Source organism: Sphingomicrobium clamense, from assembly GCF_019264355.1.
GTDB classification, from domain to species: domain Bacteria; phylum Pseudomonadota; class Alphaproteobacteria; order Sphingomonadales; family Sphingomonadaceae; genus Sphingomicrobium; species Sphingomicrobium clamense.
Map to the genome: position 1 here is coordinate 646238 of NZ_JAHVAH010000001.1, position 22141 is coordinate 668378.

Here is a 22141-nt window from a genome sequence, read left to right on the forward strand (position 1 = left end):
CCTTGGATCCGACTCTAGCCGCTCTGGCGGTCATTTCACAATGAGTCAGATGAACCTGCGATGAGGGCAGGGGATCGCGGTCGTCCCTCCTGCCAGAGTTCGACGCCGAGCGGGCCAATCGTGCGGCCAAGCGGTGCGCCTTGCTCGACGGTGTCGCCCTCGGCAAGGCGGCTCCGGACATCGGTCAGCAAGCTGAGCCAGCCGCCGCCATGGTCGATCACCATCACCCCGTCCCGACCCCGGAAGGGCCCGACATAGCCGATGCGCCCATCGGCAGGCGCGACGACCGCAGTGCCGCGCCGGGTAGCGAGCGTCAGGCCGCGTGCACGGATGCCGTCTTCGCTGATGCTGCCGAGTCCCGCGACGACGCGCGCATCGGCAGGCAGGCGATAGGAAAAGGGCGGGAGCTCGTCGACAGGGCCGCCCTTGCGCGCCGCGATCGGCGGGGCCGGATAGGTGGCAAGCGCGCGGGCTTCTGCCTCCGCCTTGGCACGGCGGGTCGATTCGTCCTCCAACTCGGCGAGATCTTCGCGCACCGCGATACCGCGCCGGTCGGCATCGAATGCCGCGGCCTCGATCGCGGCAAGCGAGGCGCGCTGACGGGCCTCCGCCTCGGCGAAACGCTCACGCTCGACGGCGAGCGCCTCGCGGCGATCCTCCAGCTCGACCTGAGCCAGGCGCGCCGCTTCGTCGAGCCGCGTCAAGTCGGCGAGGTCGGTTTCGAGCGCGGCAGTGCGCTGCTCGATGGCCGGAATGCTCGCACCGATCAGCAGCTGGAGGCGAACGAGTTCGTCGGTCGAGCGCGCGTCGGCGATGCTTGCGAGCGGCGGCTGGCGCGACAGCGTCGCCAGTCCCGCGGTGAGGAAAGCGAGGGGGCGCCGCTCGGTGGTCAGCCGCTCCTCGATCTGCGCGCGCGCAGACCGCAGCGACTGCAATTCGATCAACGTCTCGGAAAGTCGCGCTTCTGCGGCCGCGATCTGCTCGGCGCGAGCCTGCGCTTCGAGCCCCAGCCGCTCGGCCTCGTTGCGGCTGGCGGCAGCATCGCGCTGCAGGGCGGCGGCGGCTTCCTGCGCGGCCTGCGCCTCGGCGCGGACGGCCTCGAGCCGGTCGTCGAAAGCGGACTGCTGCGCCGCGACGCTCGCGGAGGCGGCGAGCGCTATGAATATGGCCGCGACCCGCTTCACGAGCGCGCGCCCTCGCGATGATAGGGATGACCCGACAGGATCGCGGTCGCCCGAAACAATTGTTCGGCCAGCATCGCGCGGCACATCATGTGCGGCCACGTGGCAGGACCGAACGAGAAGAGCAGGTCGGCGTTGCGCTTGATCTCGTCCGAATGCCCGTCGGCGGCTCCGATCAAAAATTGCGTTTCGCGCACCCCGTCATCGCGCCAGCGACCCAGCGTGTTTGCGAACTTGACCGACGACATGACCTTGCCGCCCTCGTCGAGGACGACGGTGCGGGCGGGGGTCATCTTGGGATCGGGAATGGTGCCGCCCTCATCGGGCAGCTCGGTCACCTTCGTGTCCCACTGGATCCGTTTGAGATAGCGCTCGACCAGCTCGGCCTCGGCGCTTCGACCGATCTTGCCGCGGGCGACGATATGCAGCAGCACCGCCGCCCCCTCATTCTCTTCAGGCGTTGCCCGGGAGGGGCGGATTGCGCGGATTGTCCTCGTCGAACGCCCACATGCGTTCGAGGTTGTAGAAGCTGCGCACTTCGGGACGGAACAGGTGGACGACCACGTCGCCGGCATCGATCAGGACCCAGTCGGCGGTCGGCAGGCCTTCGACACGTACCGGCAGGCCGAGGTCCTGTTTGACCTTCTGCGCCAGCTTTTCCGCAATCGAGGCAACCTGGCGCGACGAACGGCCCGAGGCGACGACCATATAGTCGGCGATCGAGCTCTTCCCGGCGAGCGGGATCGAGACCACCTCGGTGGCCTGGTCGTCGTCGAGGCTCTTGAGAACCATGTCGTGAAGGGCCTCGGCGGAGGCGTCGGCTGGCACGGGCGGGTTGACCGGGGTCACGCTGTCGGTTGCGGGCAAATCTACTCCTCTGCGCTCGTAAAGCGGCGATACCAATACGGGTCTGATGCGCGCAGCGAAGTGGCCGAGGTCGGATCGGGCGGGAGCCTTAGAAAGGTAATCGCCGGAACTCTCCATTCGGTCCAGTTCTTCGCCTTGGCAGCGGGGCGGACAAATCCCCGAAGCCAGCCCATCGCGCGCGCCGCGCGGGCATCGTCATCATAACTCGGACGCGCAAGCACTGCAATCGGCACGGTAGCCGCCAATTTCCGCCAATTCTTCCATTTATGGAAGTCGGGAAGCGTGTCCTCGCCCATCAGCCAGATGAATTCGTGATGAGGATATCGGCGCTTGATCGCGGCCAGCGTATCGACGGTATAGCGGGTGCCGGCGCGTATCTCGAAATCGCTGACGTCGATCGGCGCGCGCCTGGCAATTTCGCGGGCCGAGGCAATCCGGGCCTCATAGGGCGCCATGCCTTTCTTGGGCTTCAACGGGTTGCCGGGGCTGACCAGCCACCAGACTTCGTCGAGCGCCAGCGCGCGATGCGCGGCGAGGCTGATGCGCCGATGCCCGCGATGCGCCGGGTTGAAACTGCCGCCGAGAAGGCCGATGCGCGCCATGGCGTTTGGCTAGCATGGGGGCTTGGCCCGCGCCAGCTTGTGCGTGTATGAAGCGGGCAACACGGCTTGGGGGACGGTGATGAGCATCGAAGGTGCAGGCGAAGTGGTTGGCGGGGCCCTGGCGGGTCGCGCGGTCGAACCCGTGCCCGACGGCGAAGGCGGCGAGAAAGTCCCAGGGCCCGGCGATTGCCTCAATTGCGCGACGCCAGTGGAGGGGCAGACCTACTGCCATCATTGCGGACAGAAGGTGAAGGTGCACCGCACGCTTCGCGGACTTTTCAACGACTTCATTCACGGCATTTTGCATTTCGACGGCAAGTTCTGGCGCACGCTGCCGATGCTGTTCACCGCGCCGGGTGAGCTGACCCGACGTTACGTGAAGGGGCAGCGCGCACGTTTCATCTCGCCCATTGCGGTCTATTTGTTCGCGGTCGTCGCCATGTTCGCCTTCGTCATATCGGTCGGCGACATCGATCCCGACGATGTGCAGATCAATACACCGAAGGCGCAGACCGTCGAAGAGCAGCAAGAGATCATCCAGGGTCTCGAGGAGGCGCTTGCCGAACTCAACACTCAGGATTTCCCCGGCGTTTCCGGCGCCAAGGCCGGGGTGCAAAGCGAGCTCCGAGACGCACGCGAGCATCTCCAGACTCTTCGAGAGGCAGACCCCGATTATGTCCCCGAGCCGAACGTGGGACCCAACGTGACGACGAGCGAAGACGGGACCGGTCCGATGCAGATCAGCTTCGGCGAAACCGATTGGGACGTTCTCCAGCAGCAGATCGACAAGGCGCAGAAGAACCCGGGTCTCTATCTCTACAAGGTGCAGACCAAGGCCTATAAACTCAGCTGGCTGCTCATCCCGATGAGCTTGCCCTTCATGTTCCTGCTCCTCCCGTTCAGCCGCAAATTCAAGATGTACGACCACGCGGTATTCGTGACTTACTCGATCAGTTTCATGATGCTGCTGGTTCTGGCGATCGCAGGCTTGGCGGCCATCTTCGGCGCGGGTGACTGGATCGCCTGGGCGCTTCTCGTGCCACCGATCCACATGTACCGGCAACTGCGCGGCGCCTATCGCCTCGGGCGATTGAGCGCGCTGTTCCGGACTTTCCTGCTCAGCATTTTCGCGGTCATCACGCTGGCGCTGTTCGCCGGACTGATGCTCGGGCTGGGCGTTCTCTAGATACAAAAAGAGCGGCCCCTCGGAAGCCGCCCTTCTTGTCAGGAGCCTTTCGAGACTTAGGCCGTCGCGGGTCCGCCGATGCCGCCGGGCTTGCGCTTGCCGGCCTTGGGGATCGAGCTGCCGGCCGCCGGGATCACCGGGCCGGTGGGACCGCCACGATCGATTTCGCCGCCCGCAAGCACCGTTTTGATCTCGTCACCCGATAGCGTTTCATATTCGAGTAGCGCTTGTGCAAGCGTTTCAAGCTCGTCGCCATGATCGGTCAGCACCTGCTTGGCGCGGTCATAGCCGGTCTCTACCAGCTTGCGGATCTCCGCGTCGATCTTGCGCGCAGTTTCCTGGCTGACGTTCATACCCTGCGACTGGGAGTAGCCGAGGAAGGTTTCGCCCTGCTGCTCCTCATACTGGATCGGGCCCATCTCGTCGGACATGCCCCATTGGGTCACCATGTCGCGCGCGAGCTTGGTGGCGTACTGGATGTCACCCGAAGCACCGCTCGAAACCTTGTCGTATCCGAAGATGATTTCCTCGGCGACGCGTCCGCCCATGGCGACCGCCATGTTCGCGTGCATCTTGTCGCGGTGATAGGAATAATTGTCCCGTTCGGGCAGGCGCATGACCATGCCCAGCGCGCGGCCGCGCGGAATGATGGTCGCCTTGTGGATCGGGTCGGACGCCGGCTCGTGCAGCGCGACGATCGCGTGGCCGGCCTCGTGATAGGCGGTCATCTTCTTCTCGTCCTCGGTCATGACCATGGAGCGGCGTTCGGCGCCCATCATGACCTTGTCCTTGGCCTCTTCGAACTCGCTCATCGCGACCAGTCGCTTGCCCTTGCGCGCCGCCATCAGCGCCGCCTCGTTGACGAGGTTGGCAAGATCGGCGCCCGAGAAGCCGGGTGTGCCCCGCGCAATCACGCGAGCATCTACATCGGGGGCCAGCGGCACCTTGCGCATGTGGACCTGAAGGATCTTCTCGCGGCCTTCGATATCGGGGCGCGGGACGACGACCTGGCGGTCGAAACGACCCGGGCGCAGCAGCGCGGGGTCGAGCACATCGGGACGGTTGGTCGCGGCGATGATGATGATGCCTTCATTGGCCTCGAACCCGTCCATCTCGACCAGCAACTGGTTGAGAGTCTGTTCGCGCTCGTCATTGCCATTGCCGAGACCCGCGCCACGATGGCGACCCACCGCATCGATCTCGTCGATGAAGACGATGCACGGCGCGTTCTTCTTGGCCTGCTCGAACATGTCGCGGACACGGCTGGCGCCGACGCCGACAAACATTTCAACGAAGTCCGAGCCCGAAATCGTGAAGAAGGGGACGCCCGCTTCGCCCGCAATGGCGCGCGCAAGCAACGTTTTACCCGTACCGGGCGAACCGACCAGCAGCGCGCCCTTGGGAATCTGCCCGCCGAGCCGCGCGAACTTGTTGGGGTCTTTCAGGAACTCGACGATTTCCTGCAGCTCTTCGCGAGCCTCGTCGATGCCCGCCACATCCTCGAACGTAACTTTCTGACGGTTTTCGGTCAGCATGCGCGCTTTCGACTTGCCGAAGCCCATCGCGCCACCGCCGGCATTTTTCTGCATCTGGCGGATGATGAAGAAGCTGATGCCAAGGATCAGAATAAAGGGGAGCGACTGGAGCAGAAGATATTGCCAGATGCTGCCCTGCTCTTCCTCGCGCGCCTGGACATCGACCCCGGCTTCGACCAACCGGTCGGCGACATTGGTGCCCGCAGGCGCTACAGTGGTGAAGGTTTCGTCGCCCTCGTTATAGGTGCCGCTGATTGAGGCATTGCCGCTGTTCCCGGTCGCTATATTGACCGCCTTCACTTCGCCGGCATCGACCTTTTCCATGAACTCGGAATAGCCGATCTTGGTCGCATCGGCGTTGGGATCGGCGGGCGAAAGCACCTGCACGAACAGGACCAGCCCGAAAATGATCGCCATCCACACGACGAAGCTCTTGCTCCAGTTGTTGCGGGGCGGAGGCGGGTTTTCGGGGCCCTGGGGCTGGGGATTGTTGTTCATATCGTCCAATGGTCATGAATGCGTGTCTTGCGCCCTAAGATAGGGATCAAAGCCTTAAGCTACAATGTCCGGCCGACTTAGCGCTTTCGGGGCGGTGCGGGCGATAGGGTCCAAAGGTCGCCGTCGGCCGCGAGAAGCGTCGTGCCGAGCGTGCATTTCCCGCCTTTCTCGAGCGCAGACATGGCGCGCTCGAGGTCGGGCCCACGCGGCGGACGGTCGCCCATCCTCTCGAAGCCGATCAGAAGAAGGCGGCGCAGCAATTCGTCAGGGATCGTCCCCCGCACCAGCGCCCAACCGTCCTCGGTCTCGCGAAGGCGCCGATCAGCGAGTCGCGTCGCGGTCCAGTCGAGCGCATCTTCGGCCTGTCGTAGATGGCTCGCGCTCGATGCCAGGGCAGACAGGTCGCCCAGATCGGCGCGATCGAGTGCCGTACGCAAACGCGACCGGTCGTGGGCAGGATCGGAATTGCTCGGATCGTCTACTGCGCGGATACCGGCAGTGCGGACGATGTCGGCCAACTCGTCCCGGGACCAGCCAAGCAAGGGGCGGATCAGGCGAACATCGTCGCGCAGCGGGCGACTGTCGGGCATGGCGGCCAGCCCGCCAACGCCCGCGCCGCGCATTGCGCGCATGAGCAGCGTTTCGACGACGTCGTCGCGGTGATGGGCGGTCGCTACTGCCCGCAACCCGCGTTTGGCGGCCCACTCGCCGAGCAGTCGGTATCGCATCGCGCGCGCTTCGGCCTGGATATTGGCGGTGGGCGGGTCGCCATCCCATGTCGCGTTCAACGTGTCGTGCGCGATCCCGCGTTCGGCGCACAGCTCGGCAATGTCGGCCGCTTCCTGCTTCGCCTCGGGTCGCAGTCCGTGATCGACTGTCGCCACCGCGATGCGATCAGGCACGGCGCGGTGCGCCAAAAGCAGCAGGGCAAGGCTGTCGGGCCCGCCAGAGACAGCGAGACCGATCCGTTCATCCGGTTGGGTCAGGCGGGCGAGATCGTCCGCGAAGCGGTCGACCTCGCTCATCGCATCAGCCGCAATTGGCCTCGCGGCGCGCAGCCGGCAGGCGCTCGGTCAGATAGTCGCGCATATTGCCCGCATAGACATCCTCGAGCTCGTCATAGGCCTTGCAGGCCTGGCCCGGCTGTCCCAGCCGCATCAGCGACTGGCCGAGGAAGTAGAGGCTGTCGGCGGCGCGGCCGCCTTCGGGGTCCTTGCGATAATTGGCCAGCAGCGCGTTGGCCGCGGCGCGCGGTTCGCCCTTGTCGAGCAAGGCGCGGCCGATGAGGTTGCGCGCCCAGCTGGCACGGCGATGGTCGGGGAAAGCGGCCTCGAAGGCACGCAGCGTCGTGATCGCCTGGTCGTAATTGCCCGCTTCCCACAGACGGAAGCCCTGCGTGTAAGCGTCTTCGCCTGCAGCCTCATAGTCCGGGTCGTTCTGCGCAAGCGCCGGGGCGGCTGGGATCGAGTCGACTTCGGGTGCGGCTTCGGCCTGGTTTTCGAAGCGCGGGGTCGAGATGAGTCTTTCGGGGACATCGACCTCTTCGGGTTCTTCGACGGGCGGCGGCGCGGCCGCGGCGGCTGCAGCAGCGGTTTCCTGCGAAACGCGCAAACGCGCCAATTCCGTTTCCATCTGGCCGAGGCGATACTGCGCTTCTTCATTGTTGCGGATGAGGGTCGTGATCTGGCGTTCGAGCGAGTCGATGCGGCCGGTCAGGATATCGACCGAAGAGCGGGTGGCGACAGGCTCGTCATAATATCCTGCGGTGCTGGCAGGCTGTCCGTCGGGGTAGACGGTGCGCTGCATCTGGCGGACCTGCTTTTCGAGACGCTCGATGCGGTCGCGATTGTCACGCTCGCGGCGCGACTGGCTTTCCTGCGCGAAGGCGGATTCGGCGACCAGCGTGGTCGAGGCGAGAAGGAGAAATAGAGTGCGAATCTTCATGGATAGGACCTTGGGTATTCGAAGCTGAACTGGAGACTAATCGGCCGCGCTGTCGCCGCCATTGTCGCCCGGCGCCTCGAGCGGCGGAGGCGGCGGCGCGCTATCGTCGAACTGGACGCTTGGCGTGTCATTCTCGTTCGACGTCGGGCTGTCTGCGGGACGGGTGGCGGAAGGCTGCGGGCGCGGGGCCGGCGGCGGAGTCTGCGCACGGCGCTGCGGCGGCGGGCTGCTGCGCCGCGCGGTCGGGCGCGAGGCTGGCGGCGGTGCAGCGGCCGGCGCGGGTTCGGCTGCAGCCTGGGCCTCGGCCGGATCGGCGAGCAGATCGCTCCCCAGAAGGCTGATGCCATTGGCGCTCTGGCCCGCTTCGCCGATCGGCGGAACGTCGGCAGTCCCGACCGCTATGCGCAGCGCGCCCGCGTCGTTGACCGCGAGCATGGGTGCCTGCGCGTCGGCCGGCACGACGTAAGACTGGCCGGTGGCAAGGCTCTGTTCCGTCAGCACTTCGTCGCCATCGGTGATGCGAATGTCGACCGGGCTGTTGGCGATCAGCAGGACGCGGTCGGCCTGCTCGAGTGCGGCCTGGCGCTCTTCTTCGGGATCGAGGAGCAATTCCTGATCCTCGCCGTCGGTATCGCCGAGCGTACGCTCGTTGGAATAGATGAACCAGGCGATGGCACCCACGAGCGCGAGCAGCGCGACCCAGATGATCCAGCGCGGAAAGCTTCGCGCGGGGTCGGCGACTTCATAGCCGTCCTCGACCGGCGCGGGGGGCAGGTCGTCGAGCTCGGTACGCAATTGCGCGGCAATCTCTTCCTTGTCGAGCCCGACTTCGGAAGCATAGGCCTTGGCGAAACCCATCGTGTAGGTGGGCGCGGGCAAGCGATCCCAATTGCTCTGTTCGAGATTTTCGAGGTGGCGCTTGGGAATGCGCGTGCGGCTGGCGATGTCGTCAATCTCGAGATCCTTGGCCTTGCGCGCGTCGCGCAGCCGCTCTCCGACGGTGACCATGCCCGGCAATTCTTCCTGCGCTTGAGTTTCTTCGTTCATTGCCCCACTTTCCGACACGGCTTTCTCCCACCTTCACGACTGGGGGCGGGGCTTGTCAACGACTTATCGGGGCGCAGGCTAATCGAGGACGATTTCGTGCCGCTTTGCCCAGCCGGTGAGCGATTTGCGAAGATCGCGCGGCGGGTCGGCCAGCAGCCGGTCCATCTCCGCCGTGATCGCGCCCGCATCGAGCGAGCGGACCATCGCCTTGATCGGCCCCATCGCCGCCGGCGTGATCGAGAAATTCTCGATCCCGATGCCGATCAGCGCCATCGCCTCGAGCGTGCGCCCGCCCATCTCGCCACAGATCCGCACGGGCACGTCGGCCTCCTTCGCCTGGCGCGCGATGCGCCGGAGAAAGCGCAGGATGGCGGGGCTGAGCCAGTCGTAGCGCTCGGCCAGTCGCGGCTCGGCGCGGTCGGCGGCGAACAGGAACTGGGTCAGGTCGTTGGTGCCGATCGACAGGAAATCGAGCCGCGGCAGGATCATGTCGAGCGTCTCGGCCAGCGAGGGCACTTCGAGCATGCAGCCATATTCGGTGACCATGGGAAGCATCCGCTTTCGCTTGCGCAGCCATTCGACCTGCTCCTCGAACAGGCTGCGGGCTTCCTCATATTCCCACGGTTCGCTGACCATCGGGAACATGACCCTGAGATGACGTCCACCCGCCGCCTCGAGTAGCGCTCGGGCCTGCGCCTTCATCAGCGCCTGGCGGTCGAGCGAGAGGCGTAGCGCGCGCCAGCCCATCGCCGGATTCTCGGCCTCGTCCTTTTCGTCCTGCAAATAGGGAAGCGCCTTGTCCCCGCCGATATCGAGCGTGCGGAAGACGACCGGCTTGTCGCCCGCAGCATCGAGCACTTCCTTGTAGAGCTTGTACTGGCTTTCGCGGCCTGGAAGCGTCGCAGCGACGAGGAACTGGAATTCGGTGCGGAACAGGCCGATGCCTTCCGCGCCCACCGCATCGAGATTGGCTGCATCCTCGGCAAGGCCCGCATTGACCATCAAGGTGACGCGATGTCCGTCGGTGGTCTCGGCCGGCTTGTCGCGAATGGCGGCGAATTCTTCGCGGCGCTTCTGGCTCGACGCCATGGCCTGCGCGAACGTGTCGGCGACCGCGCGCGACGGGCGTACGGTGATCGTCCCCTGATCGCCATCGAGCAGGATCGGGTCGCCCTCGGCCGCGATGTGGCGGATATCGTCGATGCGCCCGACCATCGGCACGCCCATGGCGCGCGCGACGATGGTGACATGCGCGGTCAGCGAGCCTTCCTGAAGCACGATGCCCTTGAGGCGGCGCTTGTCATAGTCGAGCAGTTCGGCGGGGCCGAGGTTGCGCGCGATGAGGATGGCGTCGTCCTGCAGCCCCTGCTGCGCGGCGGTGCCGGTGCGGCCCGAAACGATGCGCATGAGCCGGTTGGCCAGATCGTCGAGGTCGTGCATCCGCTCCTGCAGCAGCGGATCGTCGATTTCCTGCATGCGTGCGCGGGTGCGCTGCTGGACGCGTTCGATCGCCGCCTCGGCGGTCAGACCGCTGTCGATCGCCTCGTTGATGCGCCGCGACCAGCCCTCGTCATAGGCGAACATCTTGTAGGTCTCGAGAATCTCCTGATGTTCGCCGCCACCGGTGCCGAACTCGGCATCGCGAGTCATATTGTCGATCTGCTCGCGCATCTTGCGGAAGGCGGCATAGACGCGGGCCCGCTCGGCTTCGGTGTCCTCGGCGACCGTATGTTCGACGGTGACCTTGGGTTGGTGAAAGACCGCGACGCCCTTGGCCATGCCGGCGACGAGTTTGAGACCCGCCAGTTGCTGCGAGCCGGTATCGCGCGCGCGGCCCTTGGTGCCGTCGGCAATGCCGGCGCTGGCCAGCAGTTCCGATAGCGCCATGGTGACCGTCTGCAGAGCTTCGATCTCGACATCCTCATATTTGCGCGGATCGTCATGCTGGACGGTGAGGACGCCGATCGGCTCCTCGCGGCGGATGATCGGAAGGCCGGCAAAGCTGTGGAAATGTTCTTCGCCCGTTTCGGGGCGATAGGCATAGTTGGGGTGAGTGCTGGCCTCGTCGAGGTTGAGGATACCGCCCGTCTCCGCGATCGTGCCTACGAGGCCCTCGCCAAGGCCGAGACGAGTGACGTGCACCGCTTCCTTGTTGAGGCCGAAGGTCGCGTAAAGCTCGAGCGCATTCTCGCGCAGCACATAGATCGAGCAGACTTCGCTCTTCATCGCCTCGGCGATGAGATCGACCACGCGATCGAGCTTCGACTGGGTCGAACCCCGGGCGGCCATCACGTCGTGAAGACCGGTCAGGATTTCGCGAGCGGCGGAAGCGGCGGTCTCGGGCATGAAATGTTGGCTAGCAGGGAAAAAGCCGCGGCGCCATGGGGCTCGATATCGGTCCGTAACGGAAGTTTGCGCAAGGAGCCGTTGACCATCGCTGCGCCCTGACCGTCAGCCTCAACAGGGGCAAGGAGGGCGGCATGATTCCATCGGCACATTTTCGCGAACAGCAGGCGCGCGCCAGGGCGATTTCGCGCCGCATCGTCGAGGGTGTCGATCGCTATCGAACGCCCGACGACAGTTTCGCGATCGTGCTCGATATCGCACGCCTTACCGGCATGCTGGCGATCCATTTTGCACAGATCGACCGTTCGCTGGTCCCGAGGTTGGTGCAGGGCGACGACGATGTGCGGCGGCTGGCCCTTCGCTTCCGTGACGAGTTCGGCGAATTCGGACGGCTGGTGAAATTGTTCAACACGCGTTGGGGGACGTCCGCGGCGATCAGTGGCGATCCGGTTGCCTTCCGGGTCGATGTCCACCAGCTGATCGACGCGGTCGAGGAACGGTTCGTGCGCGAGGACAGGGACTTGTTCCGGGTCAACGACCGGCTGGCCAGCCTCGCCGACATCGAGTTCTCGATGCCCCCCGCAAAACCGCCGGTGGCCATACCCAACGCCGCCTAGCGCGATCTCATAAGGAGCAGGATAGATGAGCAGAACCAGCGCGCTGCGTGCGCAGCACGACCGCATCGAGCAATTGGCGGGAAAGCTCGACCGGGAGGTCATGGCGCGGCGAGAGGGCGACGATTGCGATGCGATCGCGCTGCTGCTCGCCAAGCTTCTCGGTGTCCTTCGCATTCATCTCGCGACCGAAGATCAATCGCTCTACCCCTACATGATCGACAGTGGCGACCAGCATGCGTCGGGCCTGGTACAGCATTTCCAGGATGAGATGGGAGGGCTGGCAGGAACGGTCAGCCAGTTTGCCGAACGGTGGACGTGCGCGCGGACGATGGAGAGCGGTTTTGCCGACTTTCGCCACGAGCTCGTCGCGATCCTATCGGCGCTGTCCAAGCGGATCGCGCGCGAGAATGACCAGCTCTACCCGCTTGCCGACGAACTTGCCGAACGTCAGCAGCGAATGTCGGCCTAGCCCCGCCGTTCGAGCGCGGCGGCGGCGTCGTCGACCAGTTCGGCGATGATCTCGGCGACCGGCTGTTCCGACTTGACCATGCCGACCGATTGCCCGGCCATGACGCTGCCTGTTTCGACGTCGCCGTCGATCACCGCGCGTTTGAGCGCGCCTGCCCAATAATGCTCGATCTGGAGCTGGGCCTCGTTCATCGCGATTTCCTCGCGGTCGAGGCGGTCGGCGACTTCGCGCTGCTTGGCGGCGAACCTGTCCATTTCCTTATTCTTCAGGGCGCGCACCGGGATGACGGGGAGGCGCGGGTCAATCTGGACCGACAGGATTGCATCGCGCGCGTTGCCGCGGATGAACGCCTTCTTGAAGTTTTCGTGCGCGATACATTCGTAAGCGCAGACGAAACGGGTGCCGAGCTGGACCCCGACCGCGCCCATCTCGAGATAGGCGGCAATGGCCGAGCCGCGGCCGATCCCGCCCGCGACGAAGACCGGCATGTCTTCGGCCATGTGGGGAAGGATTTCCTGCGCGAGGACGCTGGTCGAGACGGGGCCGATATGGCCGCCCGCTTCCATGCCCTCTACCACCAGTGCGTCGACGCCCGAGCGCTTGAGCTTCTTGGCGAGCGCAAGCGCGGGGGCGAAGGCAATGAGCTTGGCGCCATTGTCCTTGATCTTGGCGATCGCCTTGCCCGAGGGGAGGCCGCCCGCGAGGACGACGTGGCTGACCTCATGCTTGGCGCAGATGTCGATCAGCTCGTCGAGATCGGGGTGCATGGTGATGAGATTCACGCCGAAGGGCTTGGAGGTCATCTCCTTGGTCGCGGCGATTTCCTTGTCGAGCAGGTCGGGGGGCATCGCGCCGCACGCGATCACGCCGAAGCCGCCCGCGTTGGAGATGGCCGAGACGAGATTTCGCTCCGAAATCCAGCTCATCGCGCCTCCCATGATGGCATAGTCGCAGCCAAGAAAGTCGGTGCCGCGCTTCATCAGGGCGGAGAGCTTGGCATGGCTGCCATGGGCGACGTTGCGCTGTTCGGGAATGAGGCCTTCGCCGCTCATTTTACATCCTTGTCGTCGAGCCCGAAGGCCGTGTGGAGGGAGCGCACGGCGACGTCGACGTCATTCTCGTCGATCAGCACGCTGGCGCGGATTTCGCCGCCGGTCGCAGCCTTGAGGTTGATCTTTCGCTCGGCGAGCACCTTGAAGAGGGTCGCGGCGAGGCTGGGATCGGAGCGCAGGCCGACGCCGACGATGGAAATCTTGGCGACGCCTTCGTCGGAGCGGATGTCGGTGAAGCCGAGGTCGGGCTGCCGCTCCTTGAGCAGCGCGATGGCCTTGGCGAGGTTCGCGCGCGGGACGGTGAAGTGAAGGTCGCTTGCCGTGCCCGCCTCGGTTGCTGCGTGGACGACCATGTCGGTCGAAATGCCGGCTTCGGCGAGTGGCGAGATGATCGCGCTGAGCGTGCCGGGGCGGTCGGCGATGCCGGTGAGGACGACGTGCGCCTCGTTGCGGTCGGCGGCGATGCCCGCGATGGCGGTGCGTTCCATGTTGGTCTCCAGTTCGGCGACGATGTCGGTGCCGGGCAAGTCTTCGAAGGCGGACAGGACGCGCAGGCGCAGCCCCTCGCGCATGGCGAGGCCGACGCTGCGGACCTGCAGGACTTTCGCGCCCGCCCCGGCGAGTTCGAGCATTTCCTCGAAGGTGACGGCGTTGAGCTTGGACGCGCGCGGGACGATGCGCGGGTCGGTGGTATAGACGCCGTCCACGTCGGTGTAGATGTCGCAGCGGTCGGCGTTGACGCCCGCGGCGATGGCGACCGCGCTGGTGTCGGATCCGCCGCGACCAAGCGTGGCGACGCGCCCGTCCTCGGTGGCGCCCTGGAAGCCCGGGATGACGCAGATCTGGCCGGCACTGAGCGCCTCGTCCAGAAGGCCGCGCTCGATACTCTCGACGCGGGCGTTGCCGTGGACGCCGCTCGCCTTCATCAACTGCCAGCCCATGAAGCTGCGCGCGTCGCGGTTCATATTCTGGAGCGTCATGGCGAGGAGGCCGGCGGTGACCTGTTCGCCGCTGGCAACGACGACGTCATATTCGCGCGGGTCGTGCGTGGCGGCGGCTTCCTTGCAGAACTGGACGAGCCGGTCGGTCTCGCCCGCCATGGCGGAGACGACAACGAGCACTTCGTTGCCCCGTTCGGCTTCGCGCGAAACGATATCGGCGACGTGGCGGATGCGCTCGATGCCTGCCATCGAGGTACCGCCGAATTTCATCACGATGCGTTGAGGCTCGCCCATATGGGGACAAGCTGGTAGGGACGCGCCATGAGCAAGGCAAGTATCGTAGCATCGGAAGCCGCCCATTTCGGCGGCATGGCGCATGACTGGTGGGACCCGGACGGCGACAGTGCGATGCTGCACAAGCTCAACCCGGTGCGACTGCAGTTCATTCGAGACCAGATCGACCAGCATTTCGATGCCGACGAACATTCGCTCAAAGCCCTCGAAGGCAAAAGCGCGCTCGACGTCGGGTGCGGCGCTGGTCTGCTCGCCGAGCCCTTGGCGCGGCTGGGAGCGGACGTCACGGGCCTCGATGCGGCGCCCGAGCTGATCGAGGCGGCCAAGGGTCACGCGGCGGGGCAGGGGCTGTCGATCGACTATCGCGCGGGCGAGCTGAAAACACTCGAAGGATCGTTCGATCTCGTCACCTGCCTGGAGGTAATCGAGCATGTCGCGGAGCCCGCCGACTTCGTCGCGGCGCTCGAAAAGCGGCTGGCGCCCGGCGGCCTGCTGATCATGTCGACGCCCAACCGGACCGAATGGTCACGCTTCCTGACGATCACGCTGGCCGAGGGGATGGGCAAGATTCCTCGCGGCACGCACGACTACGACCAGTTCATCGATCCCGACGCGATGCGCGCACTGCTCGGCGCGGCGGGGCTGGAGATGGTCGAGGTGATGGGGATTGCCGCGAGCCCGATGAAGGGACTGCACCTGAGCGAAGACTTGCGGCTGAATTACATCTTCAGCGCGCGGCGAGCATAAGAATGGACTTGGACTTGGTGGATCCACTGGATCCCGATGCCTATTACACGTCGGCACGAGCATATCTGAGAAGAGCAAGAGAGGCGTTGAGGAAGAAAGATGTCAGGAATTTGTTCTACGCTGCCTTTGAATTGCGATGCTGCGTGGAGGCACGGCAATTAGAGTATGCCGATGCCCTTGTTAAATTGCAGGGCAAAAAGATCAGGGCATGGAAAATATCTGAAACATACAATGCCATTCAGGCCAATTCCGGGAATGGAAAGATTGTTCAGATGCAATTTCGGCAATCTGCCAATACTTTCGATCTCTTCCATGTCCCGGTCAGCGTGAACCTAAAGTCGAGCGCCGAAAAGTTGGGCGACTTTCTACACGCTAGAGAAGCCATGTTCCGCGTCGGTTCGACTGAGCACGAGCGGCTGCTTGCTCATGTCATTGAAACTTACAGGCTGTCATGGCTTTGCTGCAAGGGAGATGCTTTGGTTCCGCCTCTCTTCGCAAACGACAGCCATGAGATTCACCCCCTACGCATTGAGCTCGACCAAGAGATTAGGGAGAAGCTCTCAGACTTTTGTCTCGACGAAGGCAGCGAAGTGGAGTTTCAGGTCAAGTATCTCGATGAACCTCCAGCCGACTGGATTGCGGAGTTCTGACACTAGAAATCGACTTTGTCGTAATGCTTCGGCGGCACGATGCCGTCCATCCGTTCACCCAACAGCGGCCGGAAGCACGGGCGCGACTTCATCACCGAGTACCAGTCCTTGGTCTGCTGGTGACCACGCCAGTCGAGGCCGCCGAGATAATCGATGACGCTCAGATGCGCGGCGGCGGTGAAGTCGGCGAGGCTAAGCGAGTTGCCTGCGAGCCAGCGGCGGTGGTCGAGTAGATAGTCGAAGTAGTCCATGTGCCCGTTGGCGACGCGCATGGCGTGGCGCAGGACGTTGGTGTCGGGCGACTGGCTGTGCAGCACGCGCTTGAGCATCCGCTCGTTGAGCAGGGGCGCGACGACCTCGGCGAATAGCTTTTGGTCGAACCATTCGGTGAGCCGGCGGATTTCGGCGCGCGCGACCGCGTTGCCCTGGATCATCTGCGCCTTGTCGACCGTCTCGTCGAAATATTCGCAGATGGGCTGCGAGCCGATCAGCGTGACACCGCGGTCGGGCTCGACCATGACCGGCGTCTCGCCCGCCGGATTGAGATCGACGAACTCGTCGCGGCGTTCCCACGGATTCTCGCGCTGCAATTCATGCGCAACGCCTTTCTCGCCCAGGACCAGGCGGACCTTGCGCGAAAAGGGACAGAGCGGGAATTGGAAGAGCTGCCACATGATGCGAGAGCCATAAGAAGAAATGGCCGCGCCCGTCCATGGGGCGCAGCCACTTATCAACAGAAATTTAGCGGATCGACGCTTTAGCGGTCGTCGATGCCGGCGTCCTCGATCGCTTCGGCCATATTGTCGGCAGTAGCGATCAGTACGGGGAGCATCAGCGCCATGGCGCGCACCGCGCCCTGCATCTGCTCACGATTCTGGACCATCGCCGCGCGGGTCTGGTGCGCGAGCATGTCGCGATCGACCTGGATCTCGTCGCCAAGTCGGCGCTCGGCTTCTTCCGCGGTCGGTGCGCGTCCCTCGATCGCGGCCTCCATCTGGCCGATCGGCATCGCTTCGACCACGGACAGCAGCGCAACCGCCATCGTCGCCATGCGGTCGGGCATGTCAGGATCGTTGAGGAGCGTGTCGAGCCCCTCTTCCATTTCCTCGACAATCACATCGGGATCGTCCTGCGCAAGGGCAGGGGTGGCAGTGGTCATTGCCGCGATACTGGCGGCCGCCATCAGGATCGTTTTCATTCCCGCATACTCCGGAGAAATTACGCTGTATTTCAGGAGGATAGGGAAGAGGCTGCTGCGAGGCAAGCGGGCACGAAAAAGGCCGCGTCTCCCGAGGGAACGCGGCCTTTCTTCCTATAAGGAGCCCTAGAGTTCGGCGGCCTTTGCGCGCAGCGCGGCGGCTTCTTCGAGAATCTCGGCGGCATGCGCTTCGAGCTCTTCGGCCTCGGCGATCAGTTCTTCCGCCGTCGGCTCCTTGTCCTCGGCAGCTTCTTCGCCTTCGCCCTCATCCTCGTCTTCGGGGAACATGGGCGGCAGGTGCGCCATGCGCGCGTCCATCTTCTCGACCAGCGCGGGCATGCCCTCGATATAGGCAGGGGCCGAGGCGATCATCGCCTTGAAGTAGGCGGGGTCGAAGCTCATCACCCACTGCTCCTTGGCATATTTCTGGCCCGTCGGGGTCGCGGCGAAGGCAGCAATGGCGGCCAGTTCCTGGTCGTCGAAGCGACGCGCGAACGCTTCGGCGAAAGCCTTGCGCATTTCGGGTTCGGCGGCGGCGAACATCGGGGGGAGTTCCTCGTTGAGGACCTCGCGCGCGATGGTGATGCGCTCTTCGAGATGCTCGTCCTGCGCACCGAGCATGTCGATCAGGCGTTGGTCCTCGAACATGGCGAGCATGCCCTTGGCCATCTGCTCGGGGCCCGGCTGCATCGGGTTGGCGGCTTCTTCCTCGCCCTCGGCGTCGCCCTCTTCGCCTTCCATGGTCGCTTCGATTTCCTCGATCGCGCCCACCATGTCGGCGATGTCGTCCACCGCGTCCATGAGGCCGTATTTTTCGACCAGCTCGCCGATCGGGGTGTAGAGCAACTCGTCGGCGAAGGTCCCGGCGAGATAGTTGACCATGTACTGGCTGTTGCCCTGCGGCCAGTAGGCGTCGACCGCACCCAGCGCGAGCGCGTAGCGCGCATCGCTCATTTCGACCGCAACGGTCTCGACCGCCGCGTCCTGCGGCACGTCGGCCGCGAGCGCCGGCGTGGCAACGGTCATGGCAATGCCGCTCGCCGCGGCAAGGATCAGTTTCTTCATTGGATTCCCCCAAAGGATTTAAGCGTGTTACTAATATAATACGGTGAGATTTTTGTCCAGTCCCCGTAAGGAGCTAAATCAGATCGCGCCGAGCCAAACAAGCGCCGCGCCGCCGACGAGGATACGATACCAGGCGAATGGTGCAAATCCGTAACGGGTCACGATCGCCATGAAAGCTTTGACGACGATGTAGGCGACCACGAAGCTGACCAGCGCGCCGAGGCCGATCCACTGCAGGCCCTCCATGGTGATTTCGTCGCGTGCCTTGAACATCTGCAGTGCCGTGGCGCCGGTGAGCGTGGGAACGGCAAGGAAGAAGCTGAACTCGGCGGCGGTCTTGCGGTCGACCCCCATCGCCATCGCGCCCATGATGGTCGCGCCCGAGCGGCTAACGCCCGGGATCATGGCAAGGCATTGGACGAGGCCGATCTTGAGCGACTTGGCAAAGCTCATGGTGGCGACCGCGCCGCCGACCTGGTCTTCGGGAATGTCGGGACGCGCGGGCGGGTTAGCCCATTTCTCGATCACTAGGATGGCAATGCCGCCGATAATCAGCGCCCAGGCAACGACCACGGCATTTTCGAGCAGGGCGTCGATCTGGCTGCCCAGGGCAAGGCCGAGCACGACGGCCGGGAAGAAGGCGGTCAAGAGGTTGCGCGTGAAGGCGATGGCGCCCGCGCTCCGTTCGAACAGGCCGGTTAGCACGCCCCAGAAGGTCTTCCAGTAGAGGATGACGACCGCAAGGATCGCGCCCGGCTGGATCGCGATGTTGAACAGCGCCCATTCCTCCGCCTCGAAACCCAGCAGTTCGGTGGCGAGAATGAGGTGGCCGGTCGAGGAGACGGGCAGATATTCGGTGAGCCCCTCGACGATGCCGAGGATGATGACGAGCAGGAAAGTCGACATGGAAGGTTATGCGTTCTCGCTGGACCGGCGATGCGCGAAGCGACCGCCCGGGGTGAAGCGCCCGAGCCATCGCGGGGCGATGGTCTCGAGCTTGGACGGGTCGACGCCGAACGCCTTCACCCACTTGTTGTTGGCCGCGACATTATCGGACTGCAGCATGATCCACTGGTCGCGTGTGATCGGCGCGCCGGGGAGGAAGCCGAACTTGCTCATCAGGCTGCCCGCCGCATCGGGGAGGTCGACGATGGCGGGCGAGAGGCCGGCCATGTCGGCGATCTTGCGGTTGAGTTCGTGCATGGTGAGGACTTCGGGCCCGCCGACCTCATAGCTCTTGCCGCCATGCGTCTTGGGATCGAGCGCGGCGCCCGCGATGGCCAGTGCAAGGTCGCGGACCCACACGGGCTGGAATTTCGTCTCGGGCTTGAGCACCGGAAGCATGGGGAAGCGCGCGAGGCTGGCGAAGCGGTTGGTGAAGTCGTCATTCGCGCCGAACACGACGCTCGGCTTGATGATGGTCGCGCCCTTATAGGCCTTGCGGACCGCCTGCTCGCCCAGCGCCTTGGTGCGCGAGTAGTGGCTTTCGCTTTCCTCGTCGACGCCGATCGCCGACAAGTGGACCAGCGAGGAGGCACCGGCCTTCTTTGCAGCTTCGGCGATATTCTTCGCGCCGGTGACGTGGATGGCGTCGAGATTACCGTCGAATGTACCGACCAGGTTGATGACCGCATCCGCGCCCTCGACCGCGCGCGCGACCGTGTCGGGGCGGGTGATGTCGGCTGCCATCAGCATGACCTGTCCGACCCCGCCCAATGGCTGGAGGTCGTGCGCGCGCTTGGGATGGCGCTGCGCCACGCGGAGGCGGACGCCCTGCTTGAGCAGCGCTTCGCACACCGGCATGCCGATAAAGCCGCCGCCTCCGAAGACGGTCACGATGCGGTTCGAGTTGGTCATGGTCATATCCCGACAACGGCTGAAATGCGTTGGCGCTCCTTTTCCCGAGACGGCCCCCTAATGCAAGGGGGTCTTCAGGGCGTGGCGGGCACGTCGGGGACGGGCTCCGCCTCGACCTGCTCGGTGTCGTGCTCCACCGCCTCGACCGCCGCGACCGACTTATACGGGAATTTGGCGACAAGGGCGATGACGGCGGCAACCGCCATGGCACCGCCGACCGCGAAGTAGATCAGCTCCGGCTCGTAGGCGGCGGCAATTCCGCCCGCGACCCCGGCGCCGATCGGGCGGCCGAGATTGCCGACCGCCATGTAGATGGTGAACTGGGTCGCGGCGACCGACGGATTGCACAGGCGCATCGCGATCGGGATGAAGGTGACCTGGATCAGCACGCCGAGCAGGCCCCACAGGAAGAGGAGCGGGTAGAGCATGTTATTGTCGGTCCAGCTGCCGCGCATGAGCGCGAAGCCGACCGCGACCGCGGCGAACAGACCGAGCAGGACCGGGAAGACGCGCGGCTCGCCGATCTTGGAGATGGCCCAGCCGCCGACCGTCATGGCGATGAACCCGCTGATGAGGCCGAAGCCGGAGACGGCATTGGTATGCTCGGTCACCGACCAGTCGGAGATTTGCTGGGTGAGGATGGGGTGGAAAGCGTCGGCGACGCCATTGGCACCCGCGGCGACCATCATGCACACGGCGAGCGCGATGCTCATCGGAACGAGGATGGCCTTGATGCTGGTGAGAACCAGCGGGCCCCAAGCCTCGACCTGGATATTGAGGTTGCGCGGGTGGGCGGTGCCTTCGTTCCAGGGGAAGCGCTTCTCGCCCTCGCGCTCCTTGACCAGCATGCCGAGCAGGAGGACGACGCCGACGGCGGTCGCGGCGGCGAGGTAGGCGGCGGACGCGCCGACATTTTCGAGCAATTGTCCCCCGACGATGCCCGACACCGACATGCCGATCAGGCCCGAGCCGAACATGAGGCCAGCGGCAATCGAGCGCTCGTCCTCGCGCAGGATGTCGACCGCGAGCCCGTCGATGCCGACATCCTGCGTCGAGGCGCCGAAGCCCGCGATGAGGCCGAGCAGCGACAGCATGGCAATGTCGTCGGCAGGCGGATTGATAATGGCGGAGACGAGGAAGGTCGCCATCAGGATGGACTGCGCACCAATGATCCAGGCGCGGCGGCGACCCATCGGCAGATAGGTGTAGCGGTCCATGACGAAGGCCGTGATCCACTTCCAGATCCAGAAGGTCATATAGGAGGCTGCGACCCCGGCGGTCTGCAACGCGGTCCCGCCGTTCGCCGCGACCCAGGCGGGCAGCGCGACGAGGAACAGGCCGTTGGGCACGCCTTGGGTGAAATAAAATGCCGCCATCATACCCAGGCGCAACGGCTTGTTTTGGTCCAGGATCATGTGGGCCTCCCTCCCGATGTCTCGGCGGGACGATGGCCGGAGCGTGGGGAAAAGGCAAATGCGGCGACGGAAGCAGTTGACAGAATCGGCGCGTACGCCCTAAGCGCCGCCCCCTACCGAGCGATGCTCCTGTGCCCAGGTGGCGGAATTGGTAGACGCACCGTCTTCAGGTGGCGGCGCTCGAAAGGGCGTGGAGGTTCGAGTCCTCTCCTGGGCACCATTTCAAATCGGATTTGGATTGTTGGCTTTTAGCCGCCGCGTTTGCAGCGGATGCGGTCTTCGACGAGTTCGAGCACGCTGGGGTGCATCGGGCGTTCGAATTCGACGCCTGCGGTCCAGCCGTCGGTCCAACGAATGGTGGCCTGCAGCGGCTCGATCCCGGGAAGGCCGATCCACATCGTGTCGCCGGGGTTCATGGTCTTCGCGAGGCCGACGCGGCAACCGCCGGTCGAGACGTCGAAGACGGCCGCAGGGTAGCGCGAGCCGCCGCGTGCGCGAAGCCGCACGTCGCCCGTGATAGCCCTACGTTCCTGACGTCGTCCGCTGCTCATTTCCATTGTTCTGATCCGCTCTCATTACACTGCGAAAAATACGCGTTACTGACCGAACATATTTCTGGATTAAATCGAC

Annotated in this window: 23 protein-coding genes and 1 tRNA gene; 6 read left to right on the forward strand and 18 right to left on the reverse strand. The window is 64.6% G+C overall.

Annotated features, from left to right (window positions below):
- Positions 1-35: 35 nt before the first annotated feature.
- From KTQ36_RS11465 to KTQ36_RS03175, 4 genes are read right to left on the reverse strand one after another with little or no spacing between them, the layout of a single operon-like run.
- Entirely contained in the window at positions 36-1184 is a 1149-nt protein-coding gene (locus KTQ36_RS11465; protein WP_218632299.1) for a murein hydrolase activator EnvC family protein, read from the reverse strand.
- Positions 1181-1615, reverse strand: a complete 435-nt coding sequence (locus KTQ36_RS03165) for a 23S rRNA (pseudouridine(1915)-N(3))-methyltransferase RlmH (protein WP_218632300.1) — start codon at positions 1613-1615, stop codon at positions 1181-1183. The genes KTQ36_RS11465 and KTQ36_RS03165 overlap by 4 nt, the downstream gene beginning before the upstream one ends.
- A gap of 19 nt (positions 1616-1634) precedes the next feature.
- Entirely contained in the window at positions 1635-2048 is a 414-nt protein-coding gene (gene rsfS, locus KTQ36_RS11300; RefSeq protein WP_425600724.1) for a ribosome silencing factor, read from the reverse strand.
- Positions 2049-2050: 2 nt separating this feature from the next.
- Positions 2051-2650 carry a nicotinate-nucleotide adenylyltransferase gene (locus tag KTQ36_RS03175; RefSeq protein WP_218632302.1) on the reverse strand — a complete coding sequence of 200 codons (600 nt, stop codon included), beginning with the start codon at positions 2648-2650 and terminating at the stop codon, positions 2051-2053.
- Between the two features lie 79 nt (positions 2651-2729).
- On the opposite strand from KTQ36_RS03175, the gene KTQ36_RS03180 reads away from it, so the two are divergent.
- The gene (locus tag KTQ36_RS03180) at positions 2730-3836 is read left to right on the forward strand and encodes a DUF3667 domain-containing protein (RefSeq protein WP_218632303.1); all 1107 of its coding nucleotides are present in this window, start codon (positions 2730-2732) and stop codon (positions 3834-3836) included.
- Positions 3837-3892: 56 nt separating this feature from the next.
- On the opposite strand, the gene ftsH is transcribed toward KTQ36_RS03180, so the two are convergent.
- The 5 genes from ftsH to ptsP all read right to left on the reverse strand — a co-directional run bounded on the left by ftsH (position 3893) and on the right by ptsP (position 11206).
- A complete protein-coding gene (ftsH, locus tag KTQ36_RS03185) occupies positions 3893-5869 on the reverse strand; it encodes an ATP-dependent zinc metalloprotease FtsH (RefSeq protein WP_218632304.1) in 1977 nt (658 codons plus the stop codon).
- Positions 5870-5946: 77 nt separating this feature from the next.
- Positions 5947-6894 carry a tRNA lysidine(34) synthetase TilS gene (tilS, locus tag KTQ36_RS03190; RefSeq protein ID WP_218632305.1) on the reverse strand — a complete coding sequence of 316 codons (948 nt, stop codon included), beginning with the start codon at positions 6892-6894 and terminating at the stop codon, positions 5947-5949.
- Between the two features lie 4 nt (positions 6895-6898).
- Complete coding sequence (locus KTQ36_RS03195) at positions 6899-7813, reverse strand: tetratricopeptide repeat protein (protein WP_218632306.1); 915 nt, start codon at positions 7811-7813, stop codon at positions 6899-6901.
- 36 nt (positions 7814-7849) lie between these two features.
- Positions 7850-8860 (reverse strand): helix-turn-helix domain-containing protein, encoded by a 1011-nt coding sequence (locus tag KTQ36_RS03200; RefSeq protein WP_218632307.1) that lies wholly within the window; start codon positions 8858-8860, stop codon positions 7850-7852.
- Between the two features lie 78 nt (positions 8861-8938).
- Positions 8939-11206, reverse strand: a complete 2268-nt coding sequence (gene ptsP, locus KTQ36_RS03205; RefSeq protein WP_218632308.1) for a phosphoenolpyruvate--protein phosphotransferase — start codon at positions 11204-11206, stop codon at positions 8939-8941.
- Positions 11207-11340: 134 nt separating this feature from the next.
- Between ptsP and KTQ36_RS03210 the strand changes: the two genes are divergently transcribed.
- Positions 11341-11823: a hemerythrin domain-containing protein gene (locus KTQ36_RS03210; RefSeq protein ID WP_218632309.1), complete on the forward strand. Its 483-nt coding sequence runs from the start codon at positions 11341-11343 to the stop codon at positions 11821-11823.
- Between the two features lie 25 nt (positions 11824-11848).
- On the forward strand, positions 11849-12292 hold the full coding sequence (locus KTQ36_RS03215; protein WP_218632310.1) for a hemerythrin domain-containing protein: 444 nt from the start codon (positions 11849-11851) through the stop codon (positions 12290-12292).
- Here the strand turns inward: KTQ36_RS03215 and KTQ36_RS03220 are convergent.
- Positions 12289-13344: an NAD(P)H-dependent flavin oxidoreductase gene (locus KTQ36_RS03220; RefSeq protein ID WP_255554173.1), complete on the reverse strand. Its 1056-nt coding sequence runs from the start codon at positions 13342-13344 to the stop codon at positions 12289-12291. The two genes, KTQ36_RS03215 and KTQ36_RS03220, sit on opposite strands and share 4 nt — an antisense overlap.
- Positions 13341-14555, reverse strand: coding sequence for an aspartate kinase (locus tag KTQ36_RS03225; RefSeq protein WP_218632311.1), 1215 nt, complete (start codon positions 14553-14555; stop codon positions 13341-13343). The genes KTQ36_RS03220 and KTQ36_RS03225 overlap by 4 nt, the downstream gene beginning before the upstream one ends.
- A gap of 51 nt (positions 14556-14606) precedes the next feature.
- Here KTQ36_RS03225 and ubiG point away from each other — a divergent pair, with 51 nt between their 5' ends.
- Both ubiG and KTQ36_RS03235 read left to right on the forward strand, forming a co-directional pair.
- Positions 14607-15326, forward strand: a complete 720-nt coding sequence (gene ubiG, locus KTQ36_RS03230) for a bifunctional 2-polyprenyl-6-hydroxyphenol methylase/3-demethylubiquinol 3-O-methyltransferase UbiG (protein ID WP_218632312.1) — start codon at positions 14607-14609, stop codon at positions 15324-15326.
- Positions 15327-15328: 2 nt separating this feature from the next.
- Positions 15329-15976: a hypothetical protein gene (locus tag KTQ36_RS03235; RefSeq protein WP_218632313.1), complete on the forward strand. Its 648-nt coding sequence runs from the start codon at positions 15329-15331 to the stop codon at positions 15974-15976.
- A 2-nt stretch (positions 15977-15978) separates the two neighbouring features.
- Here KTQ36_RS03235 and KTQ36_RS03240 read toward each other — a convergent pair whose 3' ends face one another.
- The 6 genes from KTQ36_RS03240 to KTQ36_RS03265 all read right to left on the reverse strand — a co-directional run bounded on the left by KTQ36_RS03240 (position 15979) and on the right by KTQ36_RS03265 (position 21511).
- Positions 15979-16650 (reverse strand): glutathione S-transferase family protein, encoded by a 672-nt coding sequence (locus KTQ36_RS03240; protein WP_218632314.1) that lies wholly within the window; start codon positions 16648-16650, stop codon positions 15979-15981.
- An 83-nt stretch (positions 16651-16733) separates the two neighbouring features.
- A complete protein-coding gene (locus tag KTQ36_RS03245; RefSeq protein ID WP_218632315.1) occupies positions 16734-17174 on the reverse strand; it encodes a hypothetical protein in 441 nt (146 codons plus the stop codon).
- Positions 17175-17300: 126 nt separating this feature from the next.
- Positions 17301-18239, reverse strand: a complete 939-nt coding sequence (locus KTQ36_RS03250; protein ID WP_218632316.1) for a DUF2059 domain-containing protein — start codon at positions 18237-18239, stop codon at positions 17301-17303.
- A 78-nt stretch (positions 18240-18317) separates the two neighbouring features.
- Positions 18318-19145, reverse strand: a complete 828-nt coding sequence (locus KTQ36_RS03255) for an undecaprenyl-diphosphate phosphatase (RefSeq protein ID WP_218632317.1) — start codon at positions 19143-19145, stop codon at positions 18318-18320.
- A gap of 6 nt (positions 19146-19151) precedes the next feature.
- Positions 19152-20096, reverse strand: coding sequence for a complex I NDUFA9 subunit family protein (locus tag KTQ36_RS03260; protein WP_255554175.1), 945 nt, complete (start codon positions 20094-20096; stop codon positions 19152-19154).
- A 74-nt stretch (positions 20097-20170) separates the two neighbouring features.
- Positions 20171-21511, reverse strand: coding sequence for an MFS transporter (locus KTQ36_RS03265; RefSeq protein ID WP_218632319.1), 1341 nt, complete (start codon positions 21509-21511; stop codon positions 20171-20173).
- A 133-nt stretch (positions 21512-21644) separates the two neighbouring features.
- Between KTQ36_RS03265 and KTQ36_RS03270 the strand changes: the two genes are divergently transcribed.
- Positions 21645-21731, forward strand: a tRNA-Leu gene (locus KTQ36_RS03270).
- 28 nt (positions 21732-21759) lie between these two features.
- On the opposite strand, the gene KTQ36_RS03275 is transcribed toward KTQ36_RS03270, so the two are convergent.
- Positions 21760-22062, reverse strand: a complete 303-nt coding sequence (locus tag KTQ36_RS03275) for a PilZ domain-containing protein (protein ID WP_218632320.1) — start codon at positions 22060-22062, stop codon at positions 21760-21762.
- Between the last annotated feature and the right edge of the window lie 79 nt (positions 22063-22141).